Genomic DNA, 26,650 nt, shown 5'->3' on the forward strand with positions numbered 1-26,650 from the left:
ACCGGCCCGGACTGCGGCGCGGCCGACCCCCGGCCGACGGGTGGCGCGGCCGGGGGCCGCACGGGCGGAACCGGGCCGCCGTCCGGGCCGAGTTCGGTGCGCTGCTGCTTCGCCGTACGCAGGTCGTCGATCCAGCCGAAATCCTCGCCGACCGGCTCGGGCGGGGTCTCGTCGCCGCCCCGCCCCCGACCCCACCGACGTCCCTTGGCGCGAGGTTCACGCCGCTCGTCGGGACCGTCCGGTTGCTCCCCACCTCGCGATGTCACTGCCGAACCTCCCCGGCGGCGTCGCCGCCGTCCTCATCCGCCCCACCGGCGTGCCCCGTGCCCGACGGGTGCCGGCCGTTGACCACCGGCACCGGACCGTCGGGGCGCGTCGCCGGGGCGGACAGCCCCCGGACGATCCGGCGCAGCAGGGGCAGCCGGGCGGCCACCGACCGCTCGGCCCCGTGCCCGCTGGGCCGGTAGTAGTCGGTCCCGACGAGGTCGTCGGGAGCGTACTGCTGGGTGACCACCCCGCGCTGGTCGTCGTGCGGGTAGCGGTAACCCGTGCCGTGCCCGAGCCCCCGGGCGCCGGCGTAGTGCGCGTCGCGCAGCCCGCGCGGCACCGCGCCACCCCGGCCCGCCCGCACGTCGGCCATCGCCGCCCCGAGGGCGGTGGTGGCCGAGTTGGACTTCGGCGCGGTCGCCAGGTGGATCACCGTCTGGGCCAGGTTGAGCTGGGCCTCGGGCAGGCCGACGTACTCCACCGCGTGCGCGGCGGCGGTCGCCACGCTCAACGCGGACGGGTCGGCCATCCCGACGTCCTCGCTGGCGAAGATGACCATGCGGCGGGCGATGAACCGGGCGTCCTCCCCGGCGACCAGCATCCGGGCCAGCCAGTGCAGCGCGGCGTCGACGTCCGAGCCGCGCATGCTCTTGATGAAGGCGCTGGTCACGTCGTAGTGCGCATCGCCGTCGCGGTCGTAGCGCACGGCCGCCACGTCCACCGCCTGCTCGGTGGTGGCCAGGTCGATCCGGTCGACGCCGAGCGCGGTCGCCGAGGCCGCCGCCGCCTCCAGGGCGGTCAGGGCCTTGCGGACGTCGCCGCCGGCGAGGCGTACGAGGTGGTCCTCGGCGTCGGTGGCCAGGGTGAGCGTGCCGGCGAGGCCGCGCGGGTCGGTCACCGCACGGCGCAGCAGGGCGCGCACGGCGTCGTCGTCGAGCGGCTGGAGGGTGAGCAGCACACACCGGGACAGCAGCGGCGAGATGACGGAGAAGTACGGGTTCTCGGTGGTCGCCGCGAGCAGGGTGACCGTGCGGTCCTCGACGGCGGCGAGCAGCGAATCCTGCTGGGTCTTGCTGAACCGGTGCACCTCGTCGATGAAGAGCACGGTCTGCGGGCCGCCGGAGCGGCGCTGACGGCGGGCGGTCTCGATGACGGCCCGGACGTCCTTGACCCCGGCGGTCAGCGCCGACATGGCCACGAAACGGCGGTCGGTGGCCCGGGCCACCAGGTGGGCGATGGTGGTCTTGCCGCTGCCCGGCGGGCCCCAGAGGATGACCGACAGGGCCGCGCCCCCGCCGACGAGCTGCCGCAGCGGGGCCCCGGGGGCGAGGAGGTGTTCCTGGCCGACCAACTCGTCGATGCTCGCGGGTCGCATCCGCACCGGCAGCGGGGCGTCCTGCCCGACCGAGGCGAACTCGTCGACGCCGACGGGGCCCGCGGGGGCGCTGGGCGCCGCGGCGGGTGCACCGAGGGAGAAGAGGGCGTCGGAATCCATCAGGAAGACAGTACCGGGCGCGGCCCACGACGCCGGAATCGCGCCGTGGGCCGCGCCCGTTCTGATCCGTTGCGGTCAGCCGCGGCCCGGCCGACGGCCCCGGTACCACCGGCCGCCGCCACCGCCGCGCGGGCCGCTGCCGACGCCGGCCAGGTAGAGCGAGAGCAGCAGCAGGCCGATCAGGACCAGGGTGTTCCAGTTGAACAGGTCGGGGGCGCCGAAGTTGGTGTTGAGCAGGTCCAGCAGGAGCGCGAAGCCGAAGACGACGGCCGCGAGGATGGCGAGCATGTGTATGTCCTCCGGTAGGGGGTCCCAGTAGGTCGGCCCGGATGTACCCAATCGGTCGACTCGTCAATCTCCATGGTGGAGATCGGCGTCGCCGGGGCACCCGGCCCGGTCCGGTTCTAGGCTGCTCGCATGATCGACACCGACCGGGAACTCGCCGGCCGGGCGGCCGTCCTCGCCGCCACCGACCACCACCCGTTCGTCCGGCACGCGGTGCGGCCCGACGACGCGCCCCGCGCCTGGGCCCGCGACGGCGCGGTGGCCTGGCTGCTCCCGGCGGCGGAGAACGACCGGGCCGGTGGCGTGGTCGGCCCGGTCGACGCGGCGGTGGAGCTGGTCGCGGCGCTGGTCGCCGACGGGGTCGTCCGCCCGGGGCAGTACCTGCAGCTACCCCGGGCCGACCGGGAGCTGCTGGTCGACCGGTTCGCGGCGACCCGGGTCGACGACTGGGACTTCCTCTGGACCACCGCCGCCCCGCCCCGGCAGCCCGGGCAGGAGCGGGTGGTCCGCCTCGGTCGGGCGGACCACCCTGCGCTGGCGGCGCTGATCGACGACGCCTTCCCCACCTCCTCGTCGCGCCCGCAGGACCCGACGGTCACCGGCTGGTACGGCATCTGGGACGCCGACCGCCTGGTCGCCTGCGGCGCGGACCGCAGTCGCGGCGACGTCGGCTTCCTCGCCGGACTCACCGTGGCCCGCGACCGGCGGGGGCAAGGGCTGGGCGCGGCGCTGACCGCCGGGATGACCCGGGCCCTGCTCGCCCGGTACGACCACGTCGCGCTCGGCGTCTACACCGACAACGTCGGGGCGTTACGGCTGTACCGTCGGCTCGGCTTCACCGGCACCCTGGAGCGCAGCTCGGTGTGGCTCGGCTGACCCCACCGGGACCGTCCCGCCCGGCGGGGGCGGCTGCTCCGGCACGATCCCGTCCGACCGGGCCGGCGTTCCCGGCTGGGCCGGCGGGCCGGGCGGGGTGGCGCGGCGGCCGGCCCACCAGGCGGGCAGGTAGAGCGGGGCGGCCACCGCCAGCGCGACCGCGCCGACCACCATCGCCGTGCCGACCCCGGAGCGGTCGGCCAGGGCGGTGAGCAGCACCGCGCCGAGGGCGAACCCCGGTTGCCCCATCATCGAGTTCAGCGAGATGACGCTGGTCCGGTAGGGCCCGTCGACCTGCCGGTGCAGCAGCCCCAGGTGCAGCGGGTTGGACGCGCCGTGCACGGCGTAGCAGGCCAGGTAGGCGACCAGCACCCCGGCCGGCCCGGCGAGCAGCCCCATGCCGAGCACGGTGACGCCCTGGAGGATCCGCAGCAGCCCGGCGGCGGGGGCCGCGCCGAGCCAGCGCAGCAGCAGCGGGGTGGCCGCCGCGCCGGCCGCCGAGACCAGCCAGGCCGCCGAGTTGGCCGGGCCGAGCAGCGCCGCCGCCCGCTCGGGGTCGCCGACCACGTCGGCGAGCCGGATCGGCAGCAGCGACTCGAAGGTGACCATGCCGAAGCCCCAGAACAGCTCCACCGACACCAGGGCCAGCAGCACCCGGGAACGGCGCAGCAGGCCGACGGCCTGACCGACCATCCGGGGCGCCGCGACGACCGAGGCGCGCAGCGCGCCGGCACCCCGGGCGGGGCCGGTCTCGACCAGCAGGATCAGCAGGACGACCAGGGCGACGGCCTGGAGGGCGGCGGCGACCAGCACCGGCACGGTCAGCGCGCTGACCGGCCCGACCGGGCCGAGCGCGATGAGGCCGCCGCTGAGCAGCGCCCCGGCGGCGATGGTGACGCCCGCGACGGTCCCGGCGAAGCCGAGGCCGGGCTCGTAGTCGGCGTCGCGGTCGGCGGCCAGGGTGGACTCGACGTACCAGGAGTCGAGCGGGCCGCTGTCGAGCGCCCGGTAGACCCCTTGCAGGGCCCAGACCAGGAAGAACAGCGCGAAGGAGTCGGCCACCGCGAACAGCCCGAGCGACAGCAGGCTCACCGCCCAGGCGGTGACCAGGACCACCCGGCTGCCGAGCGCGTCGGCCAGGCCACCGGTGGGTAGTTCCAGCGCCAGCACGACCAGGCCCTGGGCGGTGGAGACCAGGCCGATCTGGGACAGCGACAGGCCGCGTTCCTGCATCAGCAGGATCATCACCGGGATGGTCAGGCCGGTGGGCAGCCACCGCAGGCCGTAGAGGGTCAGGTAGCGGAACCGGATCTGGCGTACGGTGAGCGCGCTCATCGGGGCCCCTCCAGCAGCGGGTAGGCGGCCAGGAACACCTGCACCGGGCGGGCCTGCGGGTCGGCGGGCCCGTGCTCCGCCTCGCGGCGGTACCGCTCCAGCACCTGCCACACCTCGGCGGTGAGCGCCGCCAGCCGGTCCGGCGGGACGGTCAGGAAGATGTCGCTCATCCCGATCGCGTCCCGCCACGCGGGGGTCGCCTCGTGTTGGGTAGCGAACCAGCGTTCGGCGTGCTCGACGAGCAGGCGTACCTGGTCGCCCTGGATCCACTCGATCGCGGCCCGCGCGTCGGGGTCGTCGTCGAAGTCGGTCGGTTCCCAGTTGGTGACGTCGTGGGCCGCCTGCCACCAGCGCTGCCGGCCGGTGCCCCGGTCGGGGTCCTCGGTGACCAGGCCGACCTCGGCGAGCTGTCGCAGGTGGTAGCTGGTGGCGCCGGTGTTGGTGCCGAGCAGTTCCGCCAGGGTGGTGGCGGTGGCGGGCCCCTGCACCCGTAGTGCGCCGAGCAGCCGCATCCGCAGCGGGTGCGCCAGCACCCGCACCTGCCGCCTGTCGATCCGCACCTCGCGCGGCGCGCCCCGCTCCCCGGTGTCGTGACTCTCCATACGATGCACAATAACTGTGCACAGAACCTATGCACAACTCTTTTGCATCTCCCCGCCTCCCCCACCCCGAAAACGATCAAGAGGTTCACGCCATCGCAGGGTGCGCGGATGACGTGAACCTCTTGATCGACGATGCCGGGTGGAGCGGTGCGGAGCCGAGCCCCGGGTAGTCGGGGCGGGGTGGGTCAGACCGGGTCGGCGACCGGGGCGGCCGGGCCGGCGGTGCCGGGGGACGCGGCGGCGGGCTTGGGCTTGGCGTCGATGCCGGCCTCGGTGCGCTGCTGGGCGGTGATCGGGGTCGGCGCGCCGGTCAGCGGGTCGAAGCCGCCCCGGGTCTTCGGGAAGGCGATCACCTCGCGGATCGAGTCGGCCCCGGCCAGCAGCATGCAGACCCGGTCCCAGCCGAACGCGATGCCGCCGTGCGGCGGGGCGCCGTACTTGAACGCCTCCAGCAGGAAGCCGAACTTGTCCTGCGCCTCGTCGGGGGTGATGCCGAGCAGGTCGAAGACCCGCTGCTGCACGTCGCCCCGGTGGATACGGATCGAGCCGCCGCCGATCTCGTTGCCGTTGCAGACGATGTCGTACGCGTACGCCAGCGCCCGGTCGGGGGCCTCCTCGAACCGGTCCACCCAGTCGGCGTTCGGCGAGGTGAACGGGTGGTGCACGGCCGTCCAGCCACCCGCCCTGCCGTTGTCCTGGTCGGAGGCCGGCTCGAACATCGGCGCGTCGACCACCCAGCAGAACGCCCAGGCGCTCTCGTCGATCAGCTTGGCCCGCTTGGCGATCTCGATCCGGGCCGCGCCGAGCAGTTCCTGCGCCTCCCGGGTGTTCGTGCCGGCGGCGAAGAAGACCGCGTCGCCCGGCTTGGCCCCGACCGCGTCGGCCAGCCCGCCCAGGTGCTCGGCGGAGAGGTTCTTGGCCACCGGGCCGCGTGCCTCGCCGGTCTCGGCGTCCAGCACCACGTACGCCAGGCCCCGCGCGCCGCGCGCCTTGGCCCAGTCCTGCCAGCCGTCGAGTTCCTTGCGGGTCTGCGCCGCGCCGCCCGGCATGACCACCGCGCCGACGTAGCCGCCCGCGTCGATCGCTGCCGCGAAGACCCGGAAGGCGGTGCCGCGCAGGTAGTCGGTCAGCTCGGTCAGCTCCAGGCCGTAGCGCAGGTCGGGCTTGTCGGAGCCGTACCGGGCCATCGCGTCGTGCCAGGTGATCCGGGGGATCGGTCGGGAGATCTCGTGACCGGCCAGGTCCTTCCAGAGCGCCCCGACGATCGCCTCGCCGAGGTCGATCACGTCGTCCTCGGTGACGAAGGACATCTCGATGTCGAGCTGGGTGAACTCCGGCTGCCGGTCGGCCCGGAAGTCCTCGTCGCGGTAGCAGCGGGCGATCTGGTAGTACCGCTCCATGCCGCCGACCATGAGCAGCTGCTTGAACAGCTGCGGCGACTGCGGCAGCGCGTACCAGCTGCCGGGCTGGAGCCGGACCGGGACCAGGAAGTCGCGGGCGCCCTCGGGGGTGGACCGGGTCAGCGTCGGGGTCTCGATCTCCAGGAAGTCCCGTTCGTGCAGCACGGTGCGGGCGAGCTGGTTGGCCCGCGAGCGCAGCCGCATCGCCTTGGCCGGGCCGCTGCGGCGCAGGTCGAGGTAGCGGTAGCGCAGCCGGATGTCGTCGCCGGCCTCGATCTGGTCGTCCACCGGCAGCGGCAGCGGCGCGGCCTCGGAGAGCACCTCCAGCGCGGCGGCGGTCACCTCGATCTCGCCGGTGGGCAGCTCCGGGTTGTCGTTGCCCTCGGGGCGGCGGGTCACCTCGCCGGTGACCTTGACGCAGAACTCGTTGCGCAGCGCGTGCGCGTCCTCCTCGCGGAACACCACCTGCACCACGCCGGAGCCGTCGCGCAGGTCGACGAAGATGACACCGCCGTGGTCGCGCCGGCGGGCGACCCACCCGGCGAGCGTCACCGTGGTGCCGGCGTCCGTCGCGCGCAGGCTGCCGGCGTCATGGGTACGGATCACGACTTGCGTCTCCTCATCTGCGGTACGGCTGTTCCCCCGCATTGTGTCAGCCGCCCGGCCCGCCCGGTTGCGGGGTGAGCAAGGCCCCGCCCACCTGCCGGGGACACGCGAACGGGCCGCCGGTGTCCCGACGGCCCGCTCCCGGGTGGATCAGATGAGACGGGGTCAGATGATGCTGACGCCGTAGACGCTCAACGGCTCGGTGACCGGCTGGAAGTACGTGGTGCCGCCGGAGGTGCAGTTGCCGCTGCCGCCGGAGGTGAGGCCGATCGCGCTGCTGCCGCTGAACAGCGAGCCGCCGCTGTCGCCCGGCTCGGCGCACACGGTGGTGCGGATCAGGCCGGAGACCGAGCCCTCGGCGTAGTTCACCGTGGCGTTGGTGGCGGTCACCGAGCCGCTCTTGACGCCGGTGGTGCTGCCGGAGCGGCGCACGCTCTGGCCGACGTAGGCGTTGGCGGCACCGGTGACGTCCTGGTAGCTGCCGTTGTAGAGGTAGACGTTGCCGGTCGCGTTGGCGGCGTTGCTGTGCCGGACGATGCCGTAGTCGTTGCCCGGGAAGCTGGTCCCGGTGCGGGTGCCGAGCACGGAGGTCTGCCCGGAGTTCGAGTACCAGGTCGAGCCGATGTTGGTGCAGTGCCCGGCGGTCAGGAAGAAGGTCTGGCCGGCGCTGTTGCGCACGTTGAAGCCGAGCGAGCAGCGACCGCCGCCGGTGTAGATCGCCTGCCCGCCGGAGATCCGGGTGCTGAGCACGCCGGCCTCGGCCTCGATCCGGACGGCGCCGCCGGTGCGGGCGGCGGCGGCCTTGACCTTCGCCAGCTTGGCGCCGGTGACGGTGCTGTCGACCGAGACGACGACCTGGTTGGTGACCGCGTCGGTCCACCAGGCGGTGCCCGGGATCTTCGCCGAGCGCTCCAACTCGGCGGTGGCGGAACGGAGCTGGGCGGCGCCCCGGGTGACCAGCTTCGCGGTGGCGCCGGCGGCGCGGACCTGCTTGGCGGCGGCGGTGTCGGTGACCGCGACGATCATCTTGCCGCTGGCGTCGGCGTAGGTGCCGGCGGCACGGTCACCGAGGCGGTCGGCGAGGCTGGCGGCGGCGTCGGGGGATGCGGGCGAGGCGGGGGCCGCCTGGGCGGGGGCACCCATGAGCGCGCCGGTGACCAGGGTGCCGGCCATGGCGACGGCGGCGGCGTGGCGGAGTGAGGACCTCGTGGGTCGCATGTAACAACCTCCGGAAGGGGGTGACGGGCAGCGTCACGGGGACGCACCCGGGGACAACCCGGCCGACCTGGGGAAACCGGCCGAGTGACTGAAGTATTCACATATTTAAGATCGTAAGCAAGACATGACTTTGCCCGGATTCACCCCACCAGCGGTTATGACGGTCAGGCAACACCGTGGACACATCTATGTCAGACCCCCACCGACGGACCGAACGGGGGGCGAACCCACCCGCACCGCCGGCGGGCCCCGGCCGCGCCGGCGCGGTCCGACCCCGGCGCGGCGCACGGCCACGACGACAGGCACGACCCGGGGACGCCTCGGGCCCGCAGGCCCGGTTCCGACGGAGAGCGCCAGCGCTCGAACCCGTCACCGAAAGTAACAGGCAGCCGACCCCGCCACCTGCCGCCCGCATCCTTTGCTCTGCTGCCCTCACCGCGACAGTCACGGAGGGTGGTCACGCGCCAGGGGCCAGCGAACCACCCACCGCCATGATTAGCAGGTCAAGCCGGTGTCGCCTGGAGGGCAGCAGAGCAAAGCGCGGGAGGTGAGCACCACGGGGGCGGCACCTCAACCACAGCGCGTCACGTACCCCGGGCAACTACCGCTCGTAGCCACGACACGGGGACGGACGGGTCATCCGGGGTCCGCCCGGCACGCCGACGCGCGCCCGCCGCCGGGGCAGGCACGTCGCCGGGGCGGGCACGTCGACGCACCCGAGCCTGCGGCCGGCCACGGCGGGCAGGCGCGGGTGCGGTGAGACCCCCGGGGTGGACGCGAACCACGGGGACGACAGGTCAGGCGCGGGCGGCCAGCTTGGCGGCCCGGGCGTCGCGCTTCTCCTCGAACCGGGACGCGGCCTGCTCCAGGCCGTCCAGGTGGGCGGCGATCCGGTCCCGGGCGGCCTCGCCCTCGGCGTGCAGGCCGGCGACGTTGAACACGTCCCACTGGCGCAGCACCGGGGCTACCACGTCGTCGCGGTGCTGGCGCAGGTCGTAGATGCCGGCCAGGGCGATCGTCACCGACTTGCGGGTGAAGCCCTCGATGCCGACGCCGGGCATCTGGAAGTCCTCCAGCACCTCGGCGATCGCCCGCATCGTCTGGTCGGGGGCCACCTCCAGGGCCGCCCCGAGCAGGTTGCGGTAGAAGACCATGTGCAGGTTCTCGTCGGCCGCGACCCGGCTCAGCAACGCCTCGCAGACCGGGTCGCCGGTGATCCGGCCGGTGTTGCGGTGCGAGATCCGGGTGGCCAGTTCCTGGAACGACACGTACGCCAGCGAGCGCAGCATCGACGAGTCGTGCGAGTTGCTGTAACCGGCCGTCATGTGCACCATCCGGGCCCGCTCCAGGGCCACCGGGTCGACCGCCCGGGTCACCGTCAGGTAGTCCCGGATGGCGGTGCCGTGCCGGCCCTCCTCGGCCGTCCACCGGCCGACCCAGGTGCCCCACGCCCCGTCCGGCCCGAACAGGCTGGCGATCTGGTGGTGGTACGAGGGCAGGTTGTCCTCGGTGAGCAGGTTGACGATCAGCGCCGTGCGGGCCACCTCGGGCAGGGTCGAGTCCCCCTCCGACCACGCCTCGCCGCCGAGCGGGCCGTCGAAGGTGCGCCCCTCGCTCCACGGCACGTACTCGTGCGGGAACCACTCCTTGGCCATCGACAGGTGACGGTCGAGGTTCTTGGCGACCACGGGTTCGAGTTCGTGGAGCAGCGCGGTCTGGCTCAGTTCGGTCACAGGGGCCTCCCTACGGTGGCGTAACTTACGCCACCGTAGGTCCCCGTCGGCGTACGCGCCAGTAACCCCGGCTCAACCGACCGCCGGCGTCAGGTCCGCACGCGGCGGCGCCCACTGGTCCGCCACCGCGTCCACCTGCTCGCCCGAACGGATGTCCTTCACCTGGTGACCCTCGCCTCCCGGGAACCACACGTACGGAATGCCACGCCGCTCGGCGTACCGGATCTGCTTGCCGAACTTCGCCGCGGTCGGCGACACCTCGGTCGGCACGCCCCGCGACCGCAGCGTCTCCGCCACGGCGTTGCTCGCCGCCCGCTCCTCCTCGGCCCCGACGGCGACCAACACGCAGGTCGGCACGCTACGCGAGATCGACAGCGCCTCGGCACCGAACAGCAGGCCGAGCAGCCGGGTCACCCCGATCGAGATCCCGACGCCCGGGTACGACACGCTCCCGGCGCTGGCCAGGTTGTCGTACCGGCCGCCGGAGCAGATCGAACCGAACCGCTCGTAGCCGACGAGCTGGGTCTCGTAGACGGTGCCGGTGTAGTAGTCCAGGCCCCGGGCGATCCGCAGGTCGGCGACGCACAGCCCCGGCGCGTGCGCGGCGGCCGTCTCCACCACCGCGACCAACTCGGCGACACCCTCGTCCAGCAGCGGATCGCGCACCCCCAGGGCGTGCACCGCGTCGGCGAACGACGCGTCCGGCGCGGAGATCCCGGCCAGCGCCAGACACGCGTCGGCCTGCGCCGCGCTCGCCCCCGCCGTCTCGGCCAGCAGGTCGGCCACCTTCGCCGGGCCGATCTTGTCGAGCTTGTCGACCGCGCGCAGCGCCGCCTCCGGGTCGGTCAGCCCGATGCCCCGGTAGAAGCCCTCACAGATCTTGCGGTTGTTCACCTGGATCAGCACCGGCGGGATGGGCAGCGAGCGCAACGCGTCCCCGATCACCAGCGGCATCTCCGCCTCGTAGTGCGCCGGCAGGGTGTCCCGGTCGACGATGTCGATGTCGGCCTGGAGGAACTCCCGGTAACGCCCCTCCTGCGGGCGCTCGCCGCGCCACACCTTCTGGATCTGGTAGCGGCGGAACGGGAAGTGGAGCTTGCCGGCGTTCTCCAGCACGTACCGGGCGAACGGCACCGTCAGGTCGAAGTGCAGCCCGAGCGCGTCGTCACCGGCCGGGCCTTCCGCGTCGGCCTGCAACCGGCGCAGCAGGTAGACCTCCTTCGAGGTCTCCCCCTTACGCAGCAACTGGTCCAGCGGCTCCACCGACCGGGTCTCCAGCGGGGCGAACCCGTACAGCTCGAAGGTGTGCCGGATCCGGTCGAGGACGAACTGCTCGATCATCCGCTGCGAGGTGGTCCATTCCGGGAAACCGGAGATGGGCGTGGGCTTGCTCATGACGTACTCCTTGCGGGTCCGCGCCGGGCGCGGTGGGATCGACAGGTCCGCGTGCGGCGCGGAGGAACGGCTAGAGGCCGCGGGTGGGCGCGGCCGGGCGCGCACCGCCCGGGTCGGCCAGATCGGCGAGGTACGGGTTGCGCGCCCGCTCCCGGCCGATGGTGGTCGCCGGGCCGTGGCCGGGCAGCACGACGGTGTCGTCGGCCAGCGGGAGGACCTTCTCCCGCAGGCTGCTCAGCATCCGGGGCATGCTGCCGCCCGGCAGGTCGGTGCGGCCGATCGAACCGGCGAAGAGCACGTCACCGGAGAGGCAGAGCTGGTCGGCCTCCCAGGGCGAGCCGGCGCCGGGCAGCCGGAACAGCACCGACCCGCCGGTATGGCCCGGCGCGTGGTCGACGGTGATCTCCAGGCCGGCCAGGGCCAGCGTCGCCCCGTCGGTCAACTCCGCGACGTCGTCGGGCTCGGTGTAGGGCAGCCGCCCGCCGAACAGCGCGGTGAGGTCCATCGAGAGCGCCTTGGTCGGGTCGGCCAGCAGCTCCCGGTCCTCCGGGTGCACGTACGCGGGGATGCCCCGCGCGCCGCAGACCGGCGCGACCGAGAAGGTGTGGTCCAGGTGGCCGTGGGTGAGCAGCACGGCGGCCGGGTGCAGGCGGTGCTCGGCGAGCACGGCGTCGAGCCGGTCGAGCACCCCGATGCCGGGGTCGACCACCACGCACTGCTCCCCGGGCGCGGTCGCCACCACGTAGCAGTTGGTGCCGAAGGCGTCCGCGGGAAAGCCGGCCACGAGCACGTCCGCTCCCCTTCCGTCTCAGTCGTCCGTCTCCTGGGCAGCCTAGTCGCCGGCGCGATCCGGTATCCGCGCCCACCCGTACCACGGGCCCCGCACGGCACAGTGACGCACTTTGATAAACCCAGGCCGGCCCTCGTACACCACTTTCACAGCAGGTACCCGTACACTCTGGCGGGCGTGTGGCGTGGCGCACCTGCGGGCACGGCGGGTGCGAACGGCCCGACCGCCGGTGACGACCAGGGTAGAGGAAGGGGAGCGCGGGTGGCTTCCAGCAGGGACCGGCAGCGCAAGCTCGCACGGGAGAAGCTCGACCGGCAGTTGGCCCGGCGGGCCGCCGCCGCCCGGCGGCGTCGACGCATCCAGGCCGGGGTCGGTGCGGCCGTGGTGCTGGTGCTGATCGTGGCCGGCGCGGCGTGGGGGCTGGGCGCGTTCGACCGGGAGCCCGAGCAGAAGGCCGCCGAGGACGTCTGCCTCTGGACGCCGCAGGACGCCGGGGCCAACACCAACCTCAAGGACGTCGGCACCCCGGCCACCAAGGATCTGCCCACCTCCGGGGTACGCACCATGACCATCGACACCGACCAGGGCGGCCCGATCACCGCCGAACTGGATCTCGCCGGGGCGCCCTGCGCCGGGGCGAGCATCGCCCACCTGGCCGGGGCGTCGTTCTACGACAACACCAAGTGCCACGAGATCACCGCCGAGGGCGCGCTGCGCTGCGGCGACCCGAGCGGCACCGGCCTGGGCGGTCCCAGCTACTCGTTCTACAACGAGAACGTCCCGACGGTGCCCGAGGCGAGCCCGTCGGCCAGCCCGGCCCCCGGGCAGCCGCCGGCCTACCCGAAGGGCACGGTCGCGATGATCAGCAACCCGCCGGGTGCCAACGGCAGCCAGTTCCTCGTCTTCTTCAAGGACTTCAGCCCGGCCCAGCCGGCCTACCCGGTCATCGGGCGGGTCACCGGCGGGCTGGACGTGGTCGAGAAAATCGGTGCCCTGCCGACCGTGGACAACGGGGCGGGCGCCAAGATCAAGCCGAAGACCGACGTGGTGATCCGCAAGCTCACCGTCGGCGAGGCACAGGCCGCCCCGGCACCGGCGACCGGCTCCCCGGCCGCTTCCCCGGCGGCCAGCCCGAGCGCCGGCTGAGCCGGCCCACAACCCGTACCTGCGGCCCCGCCGCGCCAGAGAAAGCCCAGGAGGAGTGACCGTGACGTCCACGAGAGAGCGGCAGCGCGCGGCGGCGCGGGCCCGACTTGAGCGGGAGATGGCCGAGCGTTCGGCCAGGGCCCGCAAGCGCCGGCAGACGCAGGCGATCGTCGGGGCCGCCGCGATCCTGGTGCTCGTGGTCGCCGGCACCGTCTGGTTGGCGACCAGCCTCGGCGGCGATGACGACGACAGCAAGCAGCAGGCCGCCGGCACCGAGGGCTTCTCCCAGTGCACCTACACCGAGACGCCCAAGGAGGGCCGGCCGGCGCAGGTCAAGGATGTCGGGCTGCCCCCGAACCAGCAGGCCAACAAGGGCACCCAGACGATGACGATCGACACCAACCTGGGCCCGATCGTCGCCAAGATCGACCGGACCAAGGTGCCCTGCACCGCCGGCAGCTTCACCCATCTGGCCAGCAAGGGCTTCTTCGACAACACCAAGTGCCACCGGCTGGTGACCGAGGGCATCAAGGTGCTCCAGTGCGGCGACCCGAGCGCGACCGGCAAGGGCTGGCGGCAGACCGACGGCACCGGCGGGCCGAGCTACGGCATGGCCGAGGAGAACCTGCCCACCGACAAGCGGCCCCCCTACCCGGAGGGCGTCATCGCGATGGCCAACTCCGGGCAGCAGGGCAGCACCGGCAGCCAGTTCTTCATCGTCTACGGCGACTCGCAGCTCGACCCGAACTACACCGTGCTCGGTACCATCACCGCCGGTATGGACCTGGTCAAGCAGGTCGGGGCGGCCGGCGACGACAAGGCGTTCGCGCAGCAGGCGGGGGGTGGCCACCCCAAGAAGGAGGTCACCATCACCAAGCTGACGATGAGCGACATCGAGAGCTGACCCGCACCGTACGACGAAGCGCCCGCCGGCTGAGCCGGCGGGCGCTGTCGTGTCGGGTGTCTGCGGGCCGGCCGGTCAGGCGCCTGAGGTGACCCGGTAGGCGTCGAAGACCCCGTCGACCTTGCGGACGGCGGCCAGCAGGTGCCCCAGGTGCTTCGGGTCGGCCATCTCGAAGCTGAACCGGCTCACCGCCACCCGGTCCCGGGTCGTGGTGACCGTCGCCGACAGGATGTTGACCCGCTCCTCGGAGAGCACCCGGGTGACGTCGGCCAGCAGCTTGTGCCGGTCGAGGGCCTCCACCTGGATGGCCACCAGGAACGTCGACGCGGAGGTGAGCTTCCAGCTGACCTCCACCACCCGCTCGACCTGGGCCCGCAGATCCTCGGCGTTGGCGCAGTCGTCCCGGTGCACGCTGACCCCACCGGAGCGGGTGACGAACCCGAAGACCGAATCCGGGGGCACCGGCGTGCAGCAGCGGGCCAGCTTGATCCAGACGTCGCTGACGCCCCGCACCACGACCCCGGGGTCGCTGCTGTTCTGCCGGCTGTGCGGCGGACGGGTGGCGACGGCGGTCTCGGCGATGTCCTCCGCCGCGCCCTCCTCGCCGCCGTACGCGGCCATCAGCTTCTGCACCACCGACTGCGCCGACACCTGGCTGTCGCCGACCGCCGCGTAGAGCGAGGCGACGTCGGCCAGGTGCAGGTCCCGGGCGATCGCCATCAACGCGTCGGAGGTGAGCATCCGCTGCAACGGCATGCCCTGCTTGCGCATCGCCTTGACGATCGAGTCCTTACCGGCCTCGATCGCCTCCTCCCGCCGCTCCTTGTTGAAGTACTGGCGGATCTTGGTACGCGCCCGGGGACTCTTGACGAAGCTCAGCCAGTCCTGCGTCGGGCCCGCCGTCTCGGACTTCGAGGTGAAGATCTCGATCACGTCGCCGTTGGACAGCGTCGACTCCAACGGCACCAGCTTGCCGTTGACCCGCGCCCCGATGCACTTGTGTCCGACCTCGGTGTGCACCGCGTACGCGAAGTCCACAGGCGTCGACCCCGTCGGCAGCGGGATGACGTCACCCTTCGGGGTGAAGACGTACACCTCCTGGCTGGACAGGTCGAACCGCAGTGCGTCCAGGAACTCGCTCGGGTCGGCCGCCTCCCGCTGCCAGTCCAGCAACTGCCGCAGCCAGGTCATCTCGTCGATGTGCGCCGGCGGGCCGACGATCTGGGTGCCCTTGTGCTCCTTGTACTTCCAGTGCGCGGCGATGCCGAACTCCGCCGTACGGTGCATCGCGTACGTGCGGATCTGCATCTCCACCGGCTTGCCGGTGGGCCCGATGACCGTCGTGTGCAACGACTGGTACATGTTGAACTTGGGCATCGCGATGTAGTCCTTGAACCGGCCCGGCACCGGCTGCCAGTTGGCGTGGATGACCCCCAGCGCCGCGTAGCAGTCCCGCACCGTGTCGACCAGGATGCGCACCCCGACCAGGTCGTAGATGTCGTTGAAGTCGCGCCCCCGCACGATCATCTTCTGGTAGATCGAGTAGAGGTGCTTCGGCCGACCGGTCGTCTCCGCCTTGATCTTGGCGGCCTTCAGGTCGGTGCCGACCTTCTGGGTGACCTGCTTGAGCAGCGACTCCCGCTGCGGCTGGTGCTCCCCGATCAGCCGGAGGATCTCCTCGTACCGCTTGGGGAACAGCGTGCCGAAGGCCAGGTCCTCCAGCTCCCACTTGATCGTGTTCATGCCCAGGCGGTGGGCCAGCGGGGCCAGGATCTCCAGCGTCTCCTTGGCCTTCTGCTCCCGCTTGGGCGCCGGCAGGAAGGACAGCGTGCGCATGTTGTGCAGCCGGTCGGCCAGCTTGATCACCAGGACCCGGGGGTCCTTCGCCATCGCCACGACCATCTTGCGGATCGTCTCCGCCTTGGCCGCGTCGCCCAGCTTGACCTTGTCCAGCTTCGTCACGCCGTCGACGAGCAGGGTCACCTCGGGGCCGAAGTCGGCCTTCATCTGGTCGAGGGTGTACTCGGTGTCCTCGATCGTGTCGTGCAGCAGGGCCGCCACCAGCGTGGTGGTGTCCATCCCCAGGTTGCCCAGGATGGTCGCCACCGCCAGCGGGTGGGTGATGTACGGGTCGCCGGACTTGCGGTACTGGCCGGAGTGCCAGCGCGCGGCGGTGTCGAAGGCCCGCTGGAGCAGCCGGGCATCAGCCTTGGGATGGTTCTCCCGGTGGCTGGCGATCAGCGGTTCGAGCACCTCGCTGACCTGGGAGGTCTGCCACGGGGCGTTGAACCGGGCCAGCCGCGCCCGGACCCGACGACCGGTCGGCGCGTTGGAGAGCGCGAAACCGGCGCTCGGCGACGGGTCGTCGTCGAGCGACGCCCCCACCGCCAGGCCGTCGGGCGTGCCGCCGACGTCGTCGCCGGCCCCCGGATCGTTCTTCCGAGCGGTCACCGCGCCGTCAGCGTCGCCTGTCGGGTGCACCGTGCCCTCCACCGGAGGGACGACATCGTGGGACACCGGCCTCCTCACCGATCGCCGGGACCACGCCGACCGTACGGCCGACGCCTGTCTTGCCGAACCGGCCGTCACGCCGGCGTGTTCCCCGCCGGCCGCCGTCGGGTCGGTGGCACTGCCCACCGGCCCTGCGGCCGGCACCTGACCACCGCCCGGACGGGTGACCGTCCGGTCAGCAATGGGCAATGCTACCCGTACGGTAGGTGCCGTGCCGCTCCGCCGGACGGTCCGTCCCAGGTCGGCGGGACGACCCAGGAATCAAACGGTCAGCAGGGCATGGACCGGACGCCCGGCGAGCCGCTCCCGCCCACCCAGGAAGCCCAACTCCAGCAGTACGGTGAACCCGGCCACCGTGCCGCCGGCCCGCTCCACCAGGCCGAGGGTCGCCTCGGCGGTGCCCCCGGTGGCCAGCACGTCGTCGACCACCAGCACCCGGTGCCCGGCGGTGAAGGCGTCCTGGTGCACCTCCAGGGTCGCCTCGCCGTACTCCAGGGCGTAGGAGGCCGAGTACGCCGGCCGGGGCAGCTTGCCCGCCTTGCGCACCGGCACCACCCCCAACCCGGTCGCGTACGCGATCGCGGCGGCGATCACGAAACCCCGGGCCTCGATGCCGACCACGATGTCGAAGTTGTCCCGCCCGTGGTGGTCGATGATCCCGTCGATCACCTCACGGAACACGTCACCGTCGGCGAACAACGGCATCAGGTCCTTGAACATGACCCCGGGCTTGGGGAAGTCCGGCACGTCCAGTACCCGGCTGGCGACCAGCCGGGCCACCTGCGGGCCGCTGTCTCCGCGTACACCGGTGCTGTGGGTCTCCGTCACGGTGGTCGGCTCTCCTTCGATACGACGACGGCGTCCGTCACGCTGCTCGCACAGCATGGCGGACGCCGTCGACTCGACGTGGGGCGGGTCGCCCGTCGGTCAGCGCCGCTTCGCGCCACCGGGCCGGTTGCCGCCGCCCCCGGAGGGACGGCCGCCCCGGGCGCCGGCCGACCGCTTGGCCACCGGACGCGCGCCGACCTTCGGCGCGCTGCCGGCCAGGGCCGCCGCCTCCGGGTCGATCGGCTCGTCGCTGGCCTCCTCGGCGGCGGCCTGCCGGGCCGCACCACGCGGGGTGATCTCGCCCCGGGCGATGGCGCCCCGGCGGGCCAGCACCCGCTTGGTGTGCGCGTCGATCCGCGGGTCCTGGTTCTTGAGCAGCACCAGCAGCGGGGTGGAGAGCAGGATCGAGGTCAGGAACGCCATCGCCATACCGACGAACAGCACCAGGCCCAGGTCCTTCAGGGTGCCCGCGCCGAGCAGGCCGGCACCGATGAAGAGCAGACCGCCGACCGGGAGCAGGGCGACCACCGAGGTGTTCAACGACCGCATCAGGCTCTGGTTGAGCGCCAGGTTGGCCGCCTCGCCGTAGGTCTGGTTGTTGTTGGCGGTGATGCCCCGGGTGTTCTCCTGGACCTTGTCGAAGACCACCACCACGTCGTAGAGCGCGAAGCCCAGAATGGTGAGGAACCCGATGATGGTCGACGGGGTGACCTCGAAGCCGACCAGCGAATAGATGCCGGCGGTGAGGATCAGGTTCATGAACAGCGAGATGATCGCGGCGACCGCCATCCGCCACTCGAACCGCAGCACCAGGTAGGCCGCCACCACCAGGACGAAGATGATCAGGCCGAGCAGCGCCCGGGAGGTCACCTGGCTGCCCCAGGCCTCGCTGACCTGGCTGCCGCTGATCTGGTCGGCGTTGATGCCGAACTCCTGCGCCATCTCGGCCTTGACCGCGTTGGCCTGGTCGGCGCTGAGCTGCGAGGTGCGCAGCTCGTAGTACTCGCCGCTGGTGCTGCCGACCTTCTGCGCGGTCACCACCTCGGCGCCGCCGCCCTCGGCCGCCAGCGCGTCGTTGACCTTGGCCTCGGCCTGTTCCAGGGTGCCGACGCTGGCGGGCACCTGGAACGAGTTGCCGCCGGCGAACTCGATGCCCAGGCTGAACCGGTTGACCGCGAAGCTGAGCACCGCGACCAGCACCAGCGCTCCGGCGACGGCGAACCACAGGTTGCGCCGGCCGACGATGTTGAGACCGGCCTCGCCCCGGTAGAGCCGGGACGCCAGACCACTCTTAGCCATCTCAGGCCTCCTTGACGCGCGAGTTGCGGGCGGTGCCCGGGTCGGCCGAACGGGGTGGCAGGGCCCGACCGAGGCCACTGACCCGGGGCGACAGGAACGCCGGGGTCCGGGCGAACATCGTCATGATCGGGTGCCGGAACAGGAAGACGACCACCAGGTCGAGCACGGTCGCCAGGCCGAGGGCGAAGGCGAAGCCCTTCACCGTGCCGACCGAGACGATGTAGAGGACCACGGCGGACATCAGGGTGATCGCGTTGGCCGAGATGATCGTCCGGCGGGCCCGGATCCAGGCCCGGGGCACCGCGCTGCGCGGGCTGCGCCCCTCCCGGATCTCGTCCTTGAGCCGTTCGAAGTAGATGACGAACGAGTCCGCCGCCACACCGAGCGAGACGATCATGCCGGCGATGCCGGCGAGGGTGAGGGTGAAGCCGATAGACCGGCCGAGCACCACCAGCGCGCCGAAGACCAGCAACGCGGAGAGCACCAGGCTCAGGAAGATGACCGAGCCGAGCAGCCGGTAGTAGAAGAACGAGTAGATGATGACCAGCAGCATGCCGATGCCGGCGGCCAGCAGACCGGCCCGCAGGTGGCTGTCGCCCAGCGTCGCGGTGACGTTCTGCTGCTCCTGCGGCACGAAGGTGACCGGCAGCGCGCCGTAGCGCAGCTGGCTGGCCAGCGCGTTGGCCGACGTGTTGTCGAAGCTGCCGGTGATCTGCGAGTCGCCGGTGAGCACGCCCTGGATCTCGGGCGAGGAGACGATCTCGTTGTCCAGCACCACGGCCACCCGGCACTTGCCGTCCTGGCCCAGGGCCGTCTGGTCGCAGCCGCCGCCGGTGTTGTTGAACGCCTCCCGGGTCAGCTCGGTCCACTTGGACTGGCCGTCGCCGGTGAAGTTCAGGCTGACCACCCAGGTGCTGGCCTGGTCGAGGACCGCGTTGGCGTCCTTGACGTCGGTGCCGACCACCTTGGCCTGGTCGAGCAGGTACTTCGCCGCGCCACCCTCACAGGCGACCGCCTGCTGCTTCTCGTCCTTGATCGACGCGGGGGGCCGCTTGTCGAGCTGGGCGCAGGTGATGGTCGGCACGTTGAACTGCATCTGCGGGGTCAGTACCGCGACCTCCTGCGGGGAGAGCGCGCCGAACGGCTTGAACGTCTCCGCCAGGGCCGGGTTGGTGCCCAGGTCGGCCGGGGCCTGGAGCCCGCTCGCGGCGGCCCAGGCCGCCGCGCCGACCTTCTTCTCGACGGCCTTGCGCTGCTCCTCGATGCTCTGCGGCACCGGGGCCTCGCTGGCGCTGGGCGAGGCGGCCGGGGCGCTCGGCGAGGCCGACCCGGACGGGGTGGCGCTGGCGCTCGGCGCGGGGGCGCCACCGCCCTGGCCACCGGCGCTCGGCGAACCGGACACCTTCGGCGAGGCGCTGCCCGACGGGGCGGGCGACGCGCTGCCGGAGGGGGCGGGCGACGCGCTGCCCGACGGGGCCGGGGTCGCCGGGGCGGCGACCGCGCCGCTGCCGTCGGCGGCCTTGAGCACCTTGCGGAAGCGCAGCTCCGCGGCGCTGCCGACGTCGGTCAGGTCGCGGTTCTCACCGGGCAGGGAGATGACGATGTTCCGGTTGCCCTCGGTGACCACCTCGGCCTCGGCCACGCCGTAGGCGTTGACCCGGCTCTCGATGATCTGCCGGGCCTCCTCCAGGTTGGCCGACGTCGGGGGCTTGCCGTCGATGCTGTTGGTCGCCTCCAGCGTCAGCCGGGTGCCACCGATCAGGTCCAGGCCGAGCCGCGGCTCCAGCCGGTCCTTCCAGCCGCCGCTGGCGCCGCCCGAGAAGAACACCAAGGAATAGAGGACGACGAAGATGAACCCGAGCACGGCGAGCTGCCGCCCGGGGCGCATCTGTCCCTGAGGTGGTGCCACGGCTGTCTGTCTCCCTGTAACGGTCGCGCCGCCGGCGCAGCGGCGACGAGGTCGGAGCGGGGTTCCCGCCCCGACGTGCTCTGCGCGGGCCACTCCCGACCGACGGCACGGCGCTCCACCGCCGACGTGGTGGCGTCGGACGGACGGTGCGGGTGCCGACCCTGGGGACCGGCCCACCTATCCAGTTGTCCCGCCGCTACCCGCCCGTGGTGCCGGACGGGTGGCGGATTCACTCCTTGACGGCTTCCGCGTCCTCGGTGACCGGCTCGTCGGCCTCGGGGCGCTCGGCCCGGGTGACCACCCGGGCGATGGCCGGGCGGGCGTAACGGGTCTGCACGCCGGGGGCCACCTCCAGCAGCACGGTGTCGTCCTCGACACCCACGACCGTGCCGTAGAGCCCGCCGATGGTGACGACCTCGTCACCGGGGCCGAGCGCGGACTGCATGGCCTCAGCCTCGCGGCGGCGCTTCTGCTGCGGCCGGATCATCATGAAGTACATGACCCCGAAGAGCAGGGCGATCATGAGGATCGGCGTCAGACTGCCGGCGCCTCCGCCGGACTGTGCTGCGTAAAGCACGGTGTGCGACCTTCCCATTGGCCCCCGTCACGGCACGTGCGCGCCGGAGCGGAGGCGGATATTCACATCCTGTACAGACCGCGGCGAGTCTAATCCCTGCACCTGGGAACGCCGAATGCGGCGCAGATCACGTTCAGATCACGGTGGATCGGGCGCGTTCGAGAAGAGATCGGGCACGGCGGGGGCTTCCACACCGAATGTACCATTTGGTGGGGTGCGACCGAGGTGTCGCCAGGCGGCCTCGGTGGCCACCCGCCCCCGGGGCGTCCGGGCCAGCAGCCCGGCCCGGACCAGGAACGGCTCGCAGACCTCCTCCACCGTGTCCGGCTGCTCCCCCACCGCCACCGCCAGGGTGGACAGGCCCACCGGACCACCCCGGAACGAGTCGACCAGCGCGGTCAGCACCGCCCGGTCCAGCCGGTCCAGGCCGAGGGCGTCCACGTCGTACACGGTCAGGGCGGACCGGGCGGTCTCCAGGGTGACCACGCCCTCGGCCCGGACCTCGGCGTAGTCGCGCACCCGGCGCAGCAGCCGGTTGGCGATCCGGGGGGTGCCCCGGGACCGGCCGGCGATCTCCACCGCCCCCTCCGGGGTGATCGGCACGCCCAGAATGCGCGCCGAGCGGTGCAGCAACGCCTCCAGGTCGGCCGGGGAGTAGAAGTCGAGGTGCGCGACGAAGCCGAAGCGGTCCCGCATCGGGCCGGTCAGCAGACCGGACCGGGTGGTCGCGCCGACCAGGGTGAACGGCTCCACGTCGAGCGGGATCGCGGTGGCCCCCGGCCCCTTGCCGACGATCACGTCGACCCGGAAGTCCTCCATGGCGCTGTAGAGCAGTTCCTCCGCCGGCTTGGCGATCCGGTGGATCTCGTCGATGAACAGCACGTCGCCCTCGGCGAGGCTGGTCAGGATGGCGGCCAGGTCACCGGAGCGTTCGATCACCGGCCCGCTGGTCACCCGGATGCCGGAGCCCAGCTCGGCGGCCACGATATTGGCCAACGTCGTTTTACCGAGGCCGGGCGGCCCCGACAGGAGGATGTGGTCGGGTGGGGCGCCGCGCCGCATCGCGCCCTGCAACAGCAGGTCGAGCTGGTCGCGGACCCGGTGCTGGGCGATGAACTCGTCCAGCCGCCTCGGTCGGACGCTGACCTCCGCGTCCCGCTCCGCGTCGTCGGCGTACGCGGAGACCAGGCCGTCGCCGCTCATGCCGGCCGCCCCGGCCGCGACCGTGCCACGCCGGTCACCGGGTCCGGCCGAGCAGTCGGATGGCCTGCTTGAGCAGGACCGGCACCGGCGGGGTGGGCCCGTCCACGGTCTCCGCCACGGCGGCCACCGCCTGGTCGGCCTGCCCGGCCGTCCAGCCGAGCCCGACCAGCGCCTGGCGGACCTGGTCCGGCCAGGCCCCGGCGGTCACCCCGGCCGCACCGTCGGGGCCCACCGGGACCGGGCCGATCCGGTCACGCAGCTCCAGCACCAGCCGTTCGGCGCCCTTCTTGCCGATCCCGGGCACCCGGGTCAGGGCGGCGGTGTCGGCGTTGGCGATGGCCTTGCGCACCGCGTCCGGGGTGTGCACGGCCAGCACCGCCTGGGCCAGTCGCGGGCCGACCCCGCTGGCCGTCTGGAGCAGCTCGAACAGCTGCTTGGCGTCGTCGTCGGCGAAGCCGTAGAGGGTGAGCGAATCCTCCCGGACCACCAGGCTGGTGGCGAGCCGGGTCGGCTGGCCGACCCGCAGCTCGGCCAGGGTCCCGGGGGCGCACTGCACGGCCAGGCCGACTCCCCCGACCTCGACCACCGCGTGGTCCGGGCCGGTCGCGGTCACCGTGCCGCGCACGCTGGCGATCATCGTGCTCCTCCTCGTCGTGCCCGGTCGGCGGCCTCGGCCAGCTTGGAGCGGGTGCCGCCGCGCCACACGTGGCAGATGGCCAGGGCCAGGGCGTCGGCCGCGTCGGCCGGTTTGGGCGGCTCGGCCAGCCGCAGCAGTCGGGTGACCATCGTGGTCATCTGCTTCTTGTCGGCCTGGCCGGAGCCGGTCACCGCCGCCTTGACCTCGCTCGGGGTGTACGTCTGCACCGGCAGCCCGGCCCGTGCCCCGGCCAGCACGGCGATCCCGCTGGCCTGGGCGGTGCCCATCACGGTGCGGACGTTGTGCTGGCTGAACACCCGCTCGACGGCGACCGCGTCGGGCCGGTGCTCGGCGACCAGGTCGGTCAGCGACCGGTCCAGGTGCAGCAGCCGCAGCGACAGGTCGTCGGCGGGGTCGGTGTAGACGACGTAGTAGGCGACGAGCGAGCAGGGCCGGCCCGGCACGCCCTCGACCACGCCGACCCCGCACCGGGTCAGCCCCGGGTCGACGCCCAGCACGCGCACGCCGCCTCCTCCGGGCCCTCGACAGTACGGGTGTTCGACACCCTACTTGTCCACCCCGACACGCCGGTGGGCGGACACGCCGCCCGGCGGTGGGGCTCAGCGGGCCCGCAGGCCGTCGAGCACGCCGTCGACGACCCTCTCGGGCAGCAGCCGGTCGTCCAGCTCCGGGTGCCAGCGCATCAGCCGCTGGACCAGCATCGGCCCGGTGAGCAGCGCCATCGCCACCTCGATGTCGAGATCGGCGCGCAGCTCGCCTGCGGCCACGCCCCGGCGGAGCACCTCCCGCATGATCTTCCGGCGGGGCTCGATGATGTTCTGGTAGAGCTGGAAGTGGTCCGGGCTGCGGTTCACCTCGGGCACCAGGCACGGCATGATCCGCTCGGCCCGAGGGTCGACGTTGTGCCCGACGGCCCCGACCAGCAGCACCAGGTCGTCGCGGACGGAGTGCCCGGCCGGCTGGGCGACCACCCCCTTGAGCCGGCGCAGCGCGTCCAGCAGGAGGGCGTCCTTGCCGGGCCAGCGGCGGTAGATGGTGGCCTTGCCCACCCCGGCGCGGGTGGCGATCGCCTCGATCGACAGCGCCTCGATGGTGCTGCCCTCGGCGAGCAGGTCCAGGGTGGCCTCGATGATGGCCTCGTCCGCGCGGGTGCTCCGCGGTCGCCCAGGCGACCGCGGAGCATCGGCGGTGGGGTTCATGTCAGACATCGTTCTGCGAACCTACGTGGTTCCGGCCAATTCCCGCTCCGCCACCGGCGTGGCGGTGACGGCCGCGTCGGGCCGGCCCGGCATCCAGCGCAGCACGATGATGATGCCGAGGGCGGCCACCACGGCGGAGATCGCCGCCGCCCAGTGCATGGCCGAGACGAAGGCGTCGTTGGCCGCCGCGATCAGCCGCGGGGCCGCCGGGCCGAGCTGCGCCGCCGCCGCGTACGCCCCGGAGACCGACTCGGTGGCCGCCTCCCGGGCCGGTGCGGGCAGGGCGTCGGCGGCCGTGGCGATGTCCTCCCGGTAGACCGCGGAGAGCACCGAGCCGAGCACCGCGACGCCCAGCGCACCGGCGACCTGGCGGACGGTGTTGCTCACCGCCGAGCCGACGCCGGCCTTCTCCCGGGGCAGCGCCGACATGATCGACTCGGTGGCCGGCGGCATGATGTTCGCCATCCCGACACCCTGGAGGAAGAAGGCCACCAGCACCACCCAGATCGGCGTGGTGGCGTCGATGAAGGCGAACGCGGCCAGCGCCACGGCGGTCAGCGCGAGGCCGACCGTGGCGACCGCCCGGCCGCCGTACCGGCGCACCATGGCGGCGCTGCGCGGTGCGAAGACCAGCTGCGCCCCGGCGAACGGCAGGAAGAACAGGCCGGTCTCCAGCGGGCTGTAGCCCCGGACGAGCTGCATGTAGAACGAGCTGAAGAACATCACGCCCATGGCGGCGAAGAAGACCAGGCCGACGATCGCCACCGGGGCGGCGAACCGGGGCACCCGGAACAGCCGTACGTCCAGCGAGGGGTGGTCGCTGCGCCGTTCGTGCGCGACGAACCAGGCCAGCACCGCCACCCCGCCGAGGATCGCGGCCCACACGGTCGGCCGGCCGAAGCCGTGCTCGCCGCCGTCGATGATGCCGTAGGTCAGCGCGACCAGGCCGACGACCGAGAGCAGCACGCCGAGGATGTCGACCCGGCCCGGCCTGGGGTCCCGCGACTCGGGCACCAGCAGGGCCACCAGCAGCACCCCGAGCGCCACCACCGGCACGTTGATCAGGAAGACCGAGCCCCACCAGAAGTGCTCCAGCAGCGCGCCGCCGAGAATCGGGCCGATCGCCACCGCCAGGCCGACCGCGCCGGCCCAGACGCCGATGGCGCGGCCCCGTTCCCGGGGGTCGAAGACGTTGGAGATGATCGACAGGGTGACCGGCATGATCGCCGCCCCGCCGATGCCCATCAGGGCGCGGGCCGCGATCAGCTGGCCGGGGTTCTGCGCGTACGCCGACAGCAGGGACGACAGGCCGAACAGGACCAGGCCGATGAGCAGGAACCGGCGACGGCCGGCCCGGTCGCCGAGGACGCCGAAGGTGAACAGCAGGCCGGCGAAGACGAGGGTGTAGGAGTTGATCGCCCATTCCAGCTCGCCCTGGCTGGCCCCGAGGCCGTGCACCGGGTCGGCCAGGGTACGCAGGGCGACGTTGAGGATGGTGTTGTCGAGGACGACGACGAGCAGGCTGACCACCAGCACGCCGAGGATCGCCCATCGTCTCGGATGTCCGGTGTTCTCGTGCGGTTGCATACGCTCCGGTGCTCCCCCCGGTTCACCCGCGCCGCTGAAATACGGAACGGGTCAGACTCGTAACGACATTCACCTTACGAGCCACATGTTTCGATACGACACCGGTTCGTATCGAATGTGGTGGGGGTCACCCGGTCAAACCGGCGGGGCGCAGGCGGCCAGGGCGGCGGAGAAGCTGGTCAGCCGGGTCGACGGGGGCGCGAGGGGCTCGATCCAGCCCGGCCCGGCGGCGTACACCCGTACCCCCGGGAAGTCGCGGCCGAAGCGGACCAGACGGTACGCGCGACCGGTGACCGGCGTCTGCGACCAGACCACCACGATCCGCGGGCGGGCCCGCAGCACGGCGGAGCCCAGCGCCACCCAGGGCAGCGCCGGCCCCAGGTGCAGGCAGCCCCGACCCTGCTCGCGCAGCGCGGCGGCCACCGCGTGCAGGCCCAGGCAGTGCGCCTCGTTCTCGGCCCCGGCGAGCAGCACCCCGTCGGTGCGCAACCGCCGGCCGGGGACACGCCGGTGCACGTCCAGCCCGATCCGGATGCCCTCGGACAGGGCGTGCTCGACGGCGATCTCGGCGGCGTCGCGCCCCCGCAGCCCGGCCAGCAGCGGTACGCACACCGCCTCCCACACCGCCGCCACCCCGGCGTCGGCGGCGAACTCCAGCACCAGCGCGGCCACCAGGTTCGCGTCGAGGTCCTCGGCGGCGGCCGAGAGCCGCTTGTGGGCCGTCTCGACGACCTCGACCGGCATCGGATCCGACAACACCAGACGCACCCCCCGGGTAGGACACCGTTACCAGGGGGTTCGCCCGGACGGGGCGGTTCGGATGCGCC

The 26,650-nt window shown here is 72.7% G+C and carries 24 protein-coding genes; 3 read left to right on the forward strand and 21 right to left on the reverse strand.

From position 1 onward, the window contains the following. The 3 genes from H1A17_RS21495 to H1A17_RS21505 form a co-directional block, all read right to left on the reverse strand. On the reverse strand, positions 1–266 hold a 266-nt coding region (locus tag H1A17_RS21495), incomplete at its 3' end, for a hypothetical protein (RefSeq protein WP_228543985.1). Further along, the gene (locus H1A17_RS21500) at positions 263–1,762 is read right to left on the reverse strand and encodes a replication-associated recombination protein A (RefSeq protein ID WP_145918903.1); all 1,500 of its coding nucleotides are present in this window, start codon (positions 1,760–1,762) and stop codon (positions 263–265) included. The genes H1A17_RS21500 and H1A17_RS21495, both read right to left, overlap by 4 nt. A gap of 75 nt (positions 1,763–1,837) precedes the next feature. After that, on the reverse strand, positions 1,838–2,050 hold the full coding sequence (locus tag H1A17_RS21505) for a hypothetical protein (RefSeq protein WP_067307861.1): 213 nt from the start codon (positions 2,048–2,050) through the stop codon (positions 1,838–1,840). A gap of 129 nt (positions 2,051–2,179) precedes the next feature. On the opposite strand from H1A17_RS21505, the gene H1A17_RS21510 reads away from it, so the two are divergent. Beyond that, entirely contained in the window at positions 2,180–2,923 is a 744-nt protein-coding gene (locus H1A17_RS21510) for a GNAT family N-acetyltransferase (protein ID WP_194822743.1), read from the forward strand. Here H1A17_RS21510 and H1A17_RS21515 read toward each other — a convergent pair. The 7 genes from H1A17_RS21515 to H1A17_RS21545 all read right to left on the reverse strand — a co-directional run bounded on the left by H1A17_RS21515 (position 2,858) and on the right by H1A17_RS21545 (position 12,002). Continuing rightward, positions 2,858–4,258: an MFS transporter gene (locus H1A17_RS21515; protein ID WP_145918901.1), complete on the reverse strand. Its 1,401-nt coding sequence runs from the start codon at positions 4,256–4,258 to the stop codon at positions 2,858–2,860. The genes H1A17_RS21510 and H1A17_RS21515 overlap by 66 nt on opposite strands. Further along, a complete protein-coding gene (locus H1A17_RS21520) occupies positions 4,255–4,860 on the reverse strand; it encodes a transcriptional regulator (protein ID WP_194822744.1) in 606 nt (201 codons plus the stop codon). Before H1A17_RS21520 ends, H1A17_RS21515 begins: the two co-directional genes overlap by 4 nt. A 185-nt stretch (positions 4,861–5,045) precedes the next feature. Next, on the reverse strand, positions 5,046–6,866 hold the full coding sequence (gene aspS, locus H1A17_RS21525) for an aspartate--tRNA ligase (RefSeq protein WP_145918899.1): 1,821 nt from the start codon (positions 6,864–6,866) through the stop codon (positions 5,046–5,048). A gap of 165 nt (positions 6,867–7,031) precedes the next feature. Continuing rightward, entirely contained in the window at positions 7,032–8,084 is a 1,053-nt protein-coding gene (locus H1A17_RS21530) for a S1 family peptidase (protein ID WP_145918898.1), read from the reverse strand. Positions 8,085–8,881: 797 nt separating this feature from the next. Next, a complete protein-coding gene (locus tag H1A17_RS21535; RefSeq protein WP_145918897.1) occupies positions 8,882–9,817 on the reverse strand; it encodes an acyl-ACP desaturase in 936 nt (311 codons plus the stop codon). Positions 9,818–9,889: 72 nt separating this feature from the next. Continuing rightward, a complete protein-coding gene (hisS, locus tag H1A17_RS21540; RefSeq protein ID WP_145918896.1) occupies positions 9,890–11,212 on the reverse strand; it encodes a histidine--tRNA ligase in 1,323 nt (440 codons plus the stop codon). Between the two features lie 70 nt (positions 11,213–11,282). Further along, positions 11,283–12,002: an MBL fold metallo-hydrolase gene (locus H1A17_RS21545; RefSeq protein ID WP_194822745.1), complete on the reverse strand. Its 720-nt coding sequence runs from the start codon at positions 12,000–12,002 to the stop codon at positions 11,283–11,285. A 261-nt stretch (positions 12,003–12,263) separates the two neighbouring features. Between H1A17_RS21545 and H1A17_RS21550 the strand changes: the two genes are divergently transcribed. After that, entirely contained in the window at positions 12,264–13,148 is an 885-nt protein-coding gene (locus H1A17_RS21550; protein WP_145918894.1) for a peptidylprolyl isomerase, read from the forward strand. Between the two features lie 61 nt (positions 13,149–13,209). Then, positions 13,210–14,052 carry a peptidylprolyl isomerase gene (locus H1A17_RS21555; RefSeq protein ID WP_145918893.1) on the forward strand — a complete coding sequence of 281 codons (843 nt, stop codon included), beginning with the start codon at positions 13,210–13,212 and terminating at the stop codon, positions 14,050–14,052. A 75-nt stretch (positions 14,053–14,127) separates the two neighbouring features. Here H1A17_RS21555 and H1A17_RS21560 read toward each other — a convergent pair whose 3' ends face one another. The 11 genes from H1A17_RS21560 to H1A17_RS21610 form a co-directional block, all read right to left on the reverse strand. Then, the gene (locus H1A17_RS21560) at positions 14,128–16,545 is read right to left on the reverse strand and encodes a bifunctional (p)ppGpp synthetase/guanosine-3',5'-bis(diphosphate) 3'-pyrophosphohydrolase (RefSeq protein ID WP_194822753.1); all 2,418 of its coding nucleotides are present in this window, start codon (positions 16,543–16,545) and stop codon (positions 14,128–14,130) included. A gap of 279 nt (positions 16,546–16,824) precedes the next feature. Then, positions 16,825–17,391, reverse strand: coding sequence for an adenine phosphoribosyltransferase (locus tag H1A17_RS21565; protein ID WP_194822746.1), 567 nt, complete (start codon positions 17,389–17,391; stop codon positions 16,825–16,827). A gap of 99 nt (positions 17,392–17,490) precedes the next feature. Next, on the reverse strand, positions 17,491–18,690 hold the full coding sequence (gene secF, locus H1A17_RS21570; protein ID WP_194822747.1) for a protein translocase subunit SecF: 1,200 nt from the start codon (positions 18,688–18,690) through the stop codon (positions 17,491–17,493). 1 nt (position 18,691) lies between these two features. Further along, positions 18,692–20,599: a protein translocase subunit SecD gene (gene secD / locus H1A17_RS21575; RefSeq protein ID WP_194822748.1), complete on the reverse strand. Its 1,908-nt coding sequence runs from the start codon at positions 20,597–20,599 to the stop codon at positions 18,692–18,694. A gap of 229 nt (positions 20,600–20,828) precedes the next feature. Then, positions 20,829–21,194 carry a preprotein translocase subunit YajC gene (gene yajC / locus H1A17_RS21580; protein ID WP_145918890.1) on the reverse strand — a complete coding sequence of 122 codons (366 nt, stop codon included), beginning with the start codon at positions 21,192–21,194 and terminating at the stop codon, positions 20,829–20,831. A 120-nt stretch (positions 21,195–21,314) separates the two neighbouring features. After that, on the reverse strand, positions 21,315–22,379 hold the full coding sequence (ruvB, locus tag H1A17_RS21585; RefSeq protein WP_145918889.1) for a Holliday junction branch migration DNA helicase RuvB: 1,065 nt from the start codon (positions 22,377–22,379) through the stop codon (positions 21,315–21,317). 34 nt (positions 22,380–22,413) lie between these two features. Next, complete coding sequence (gene ruvA, locus H1A17_RS21590) at positions 22,414–23,016, reverse strand: Holliday junction branch migration protein RuvA (protein ID WP_194822750.1); 603 nt, start codon at positions 23,014–23,016, stop codon at positions 22,414–22,416. Continuing rightward, the gene (gene ruvC / locus H1A17_RS21595) at positions 23,013–23,540 is read right to left on the reverse strand and encodes a crossover junction endodeoxyribonuclease RuvC (protein WP_145918887.1); all 528 of its coding nucleotides are present in this window, start codon (positions 23,538–23,540) and stop codon (positions 23,013–23,015) included. Before ruvC ends, ruvA begins: the two co-directional genes overlap by 4 nt. Before the next feature lie 96 nt (positions 23,541–23,636). Continuing rightward, positions 23,637–24,245, reverse strand: coding sequence for a TetR/AcrR family transcriptional regulator (locus H1A17_RS21600; RefSeq protein WP_145918886.1), 609 nt, complete (start codon positions 24,243–24,245; stop codon positions 23,637–23,639). A 12-nt stretch (positions 24,246–24,257) separates the two neighbouring features. Then, positions 24,258–25,823 (reverse strand): MFS transporter, encoded by a 1,566-nt coding sequence (locus H1A17_RS21605; protein ID WP_145918885.1) that lies wholly within the window; start codon positions 25,821–25,823, stop codon positions 24,258–24,260. Between the two features lie 135 nt (positions 25,824–25,958). Next, the gene (locus tag H1A17_RS21610) at positions 25,959–26,582 is read right to left on the reverse strand and encodes a transcriptional regulator (protein WP_240762745.1); all 624 of its coding nucleotides are present in this window, start codon (positions 26,580–26,582) and stop codon (positions 25,959–25,961) included. Between the last annotated feature and the right edge of the window lie 68 nt (positions 26,583–26,650).

The organism is Micromonospora sp. S-DT3-3-22 (assembly GCF_015354745.1).
Lineage (GTDB): Bacteria > Actinomycetota > Actinomycetes > Mycobacteriales > Micromonosporaceae > Micromonospora > Micromonospora wenchangensis.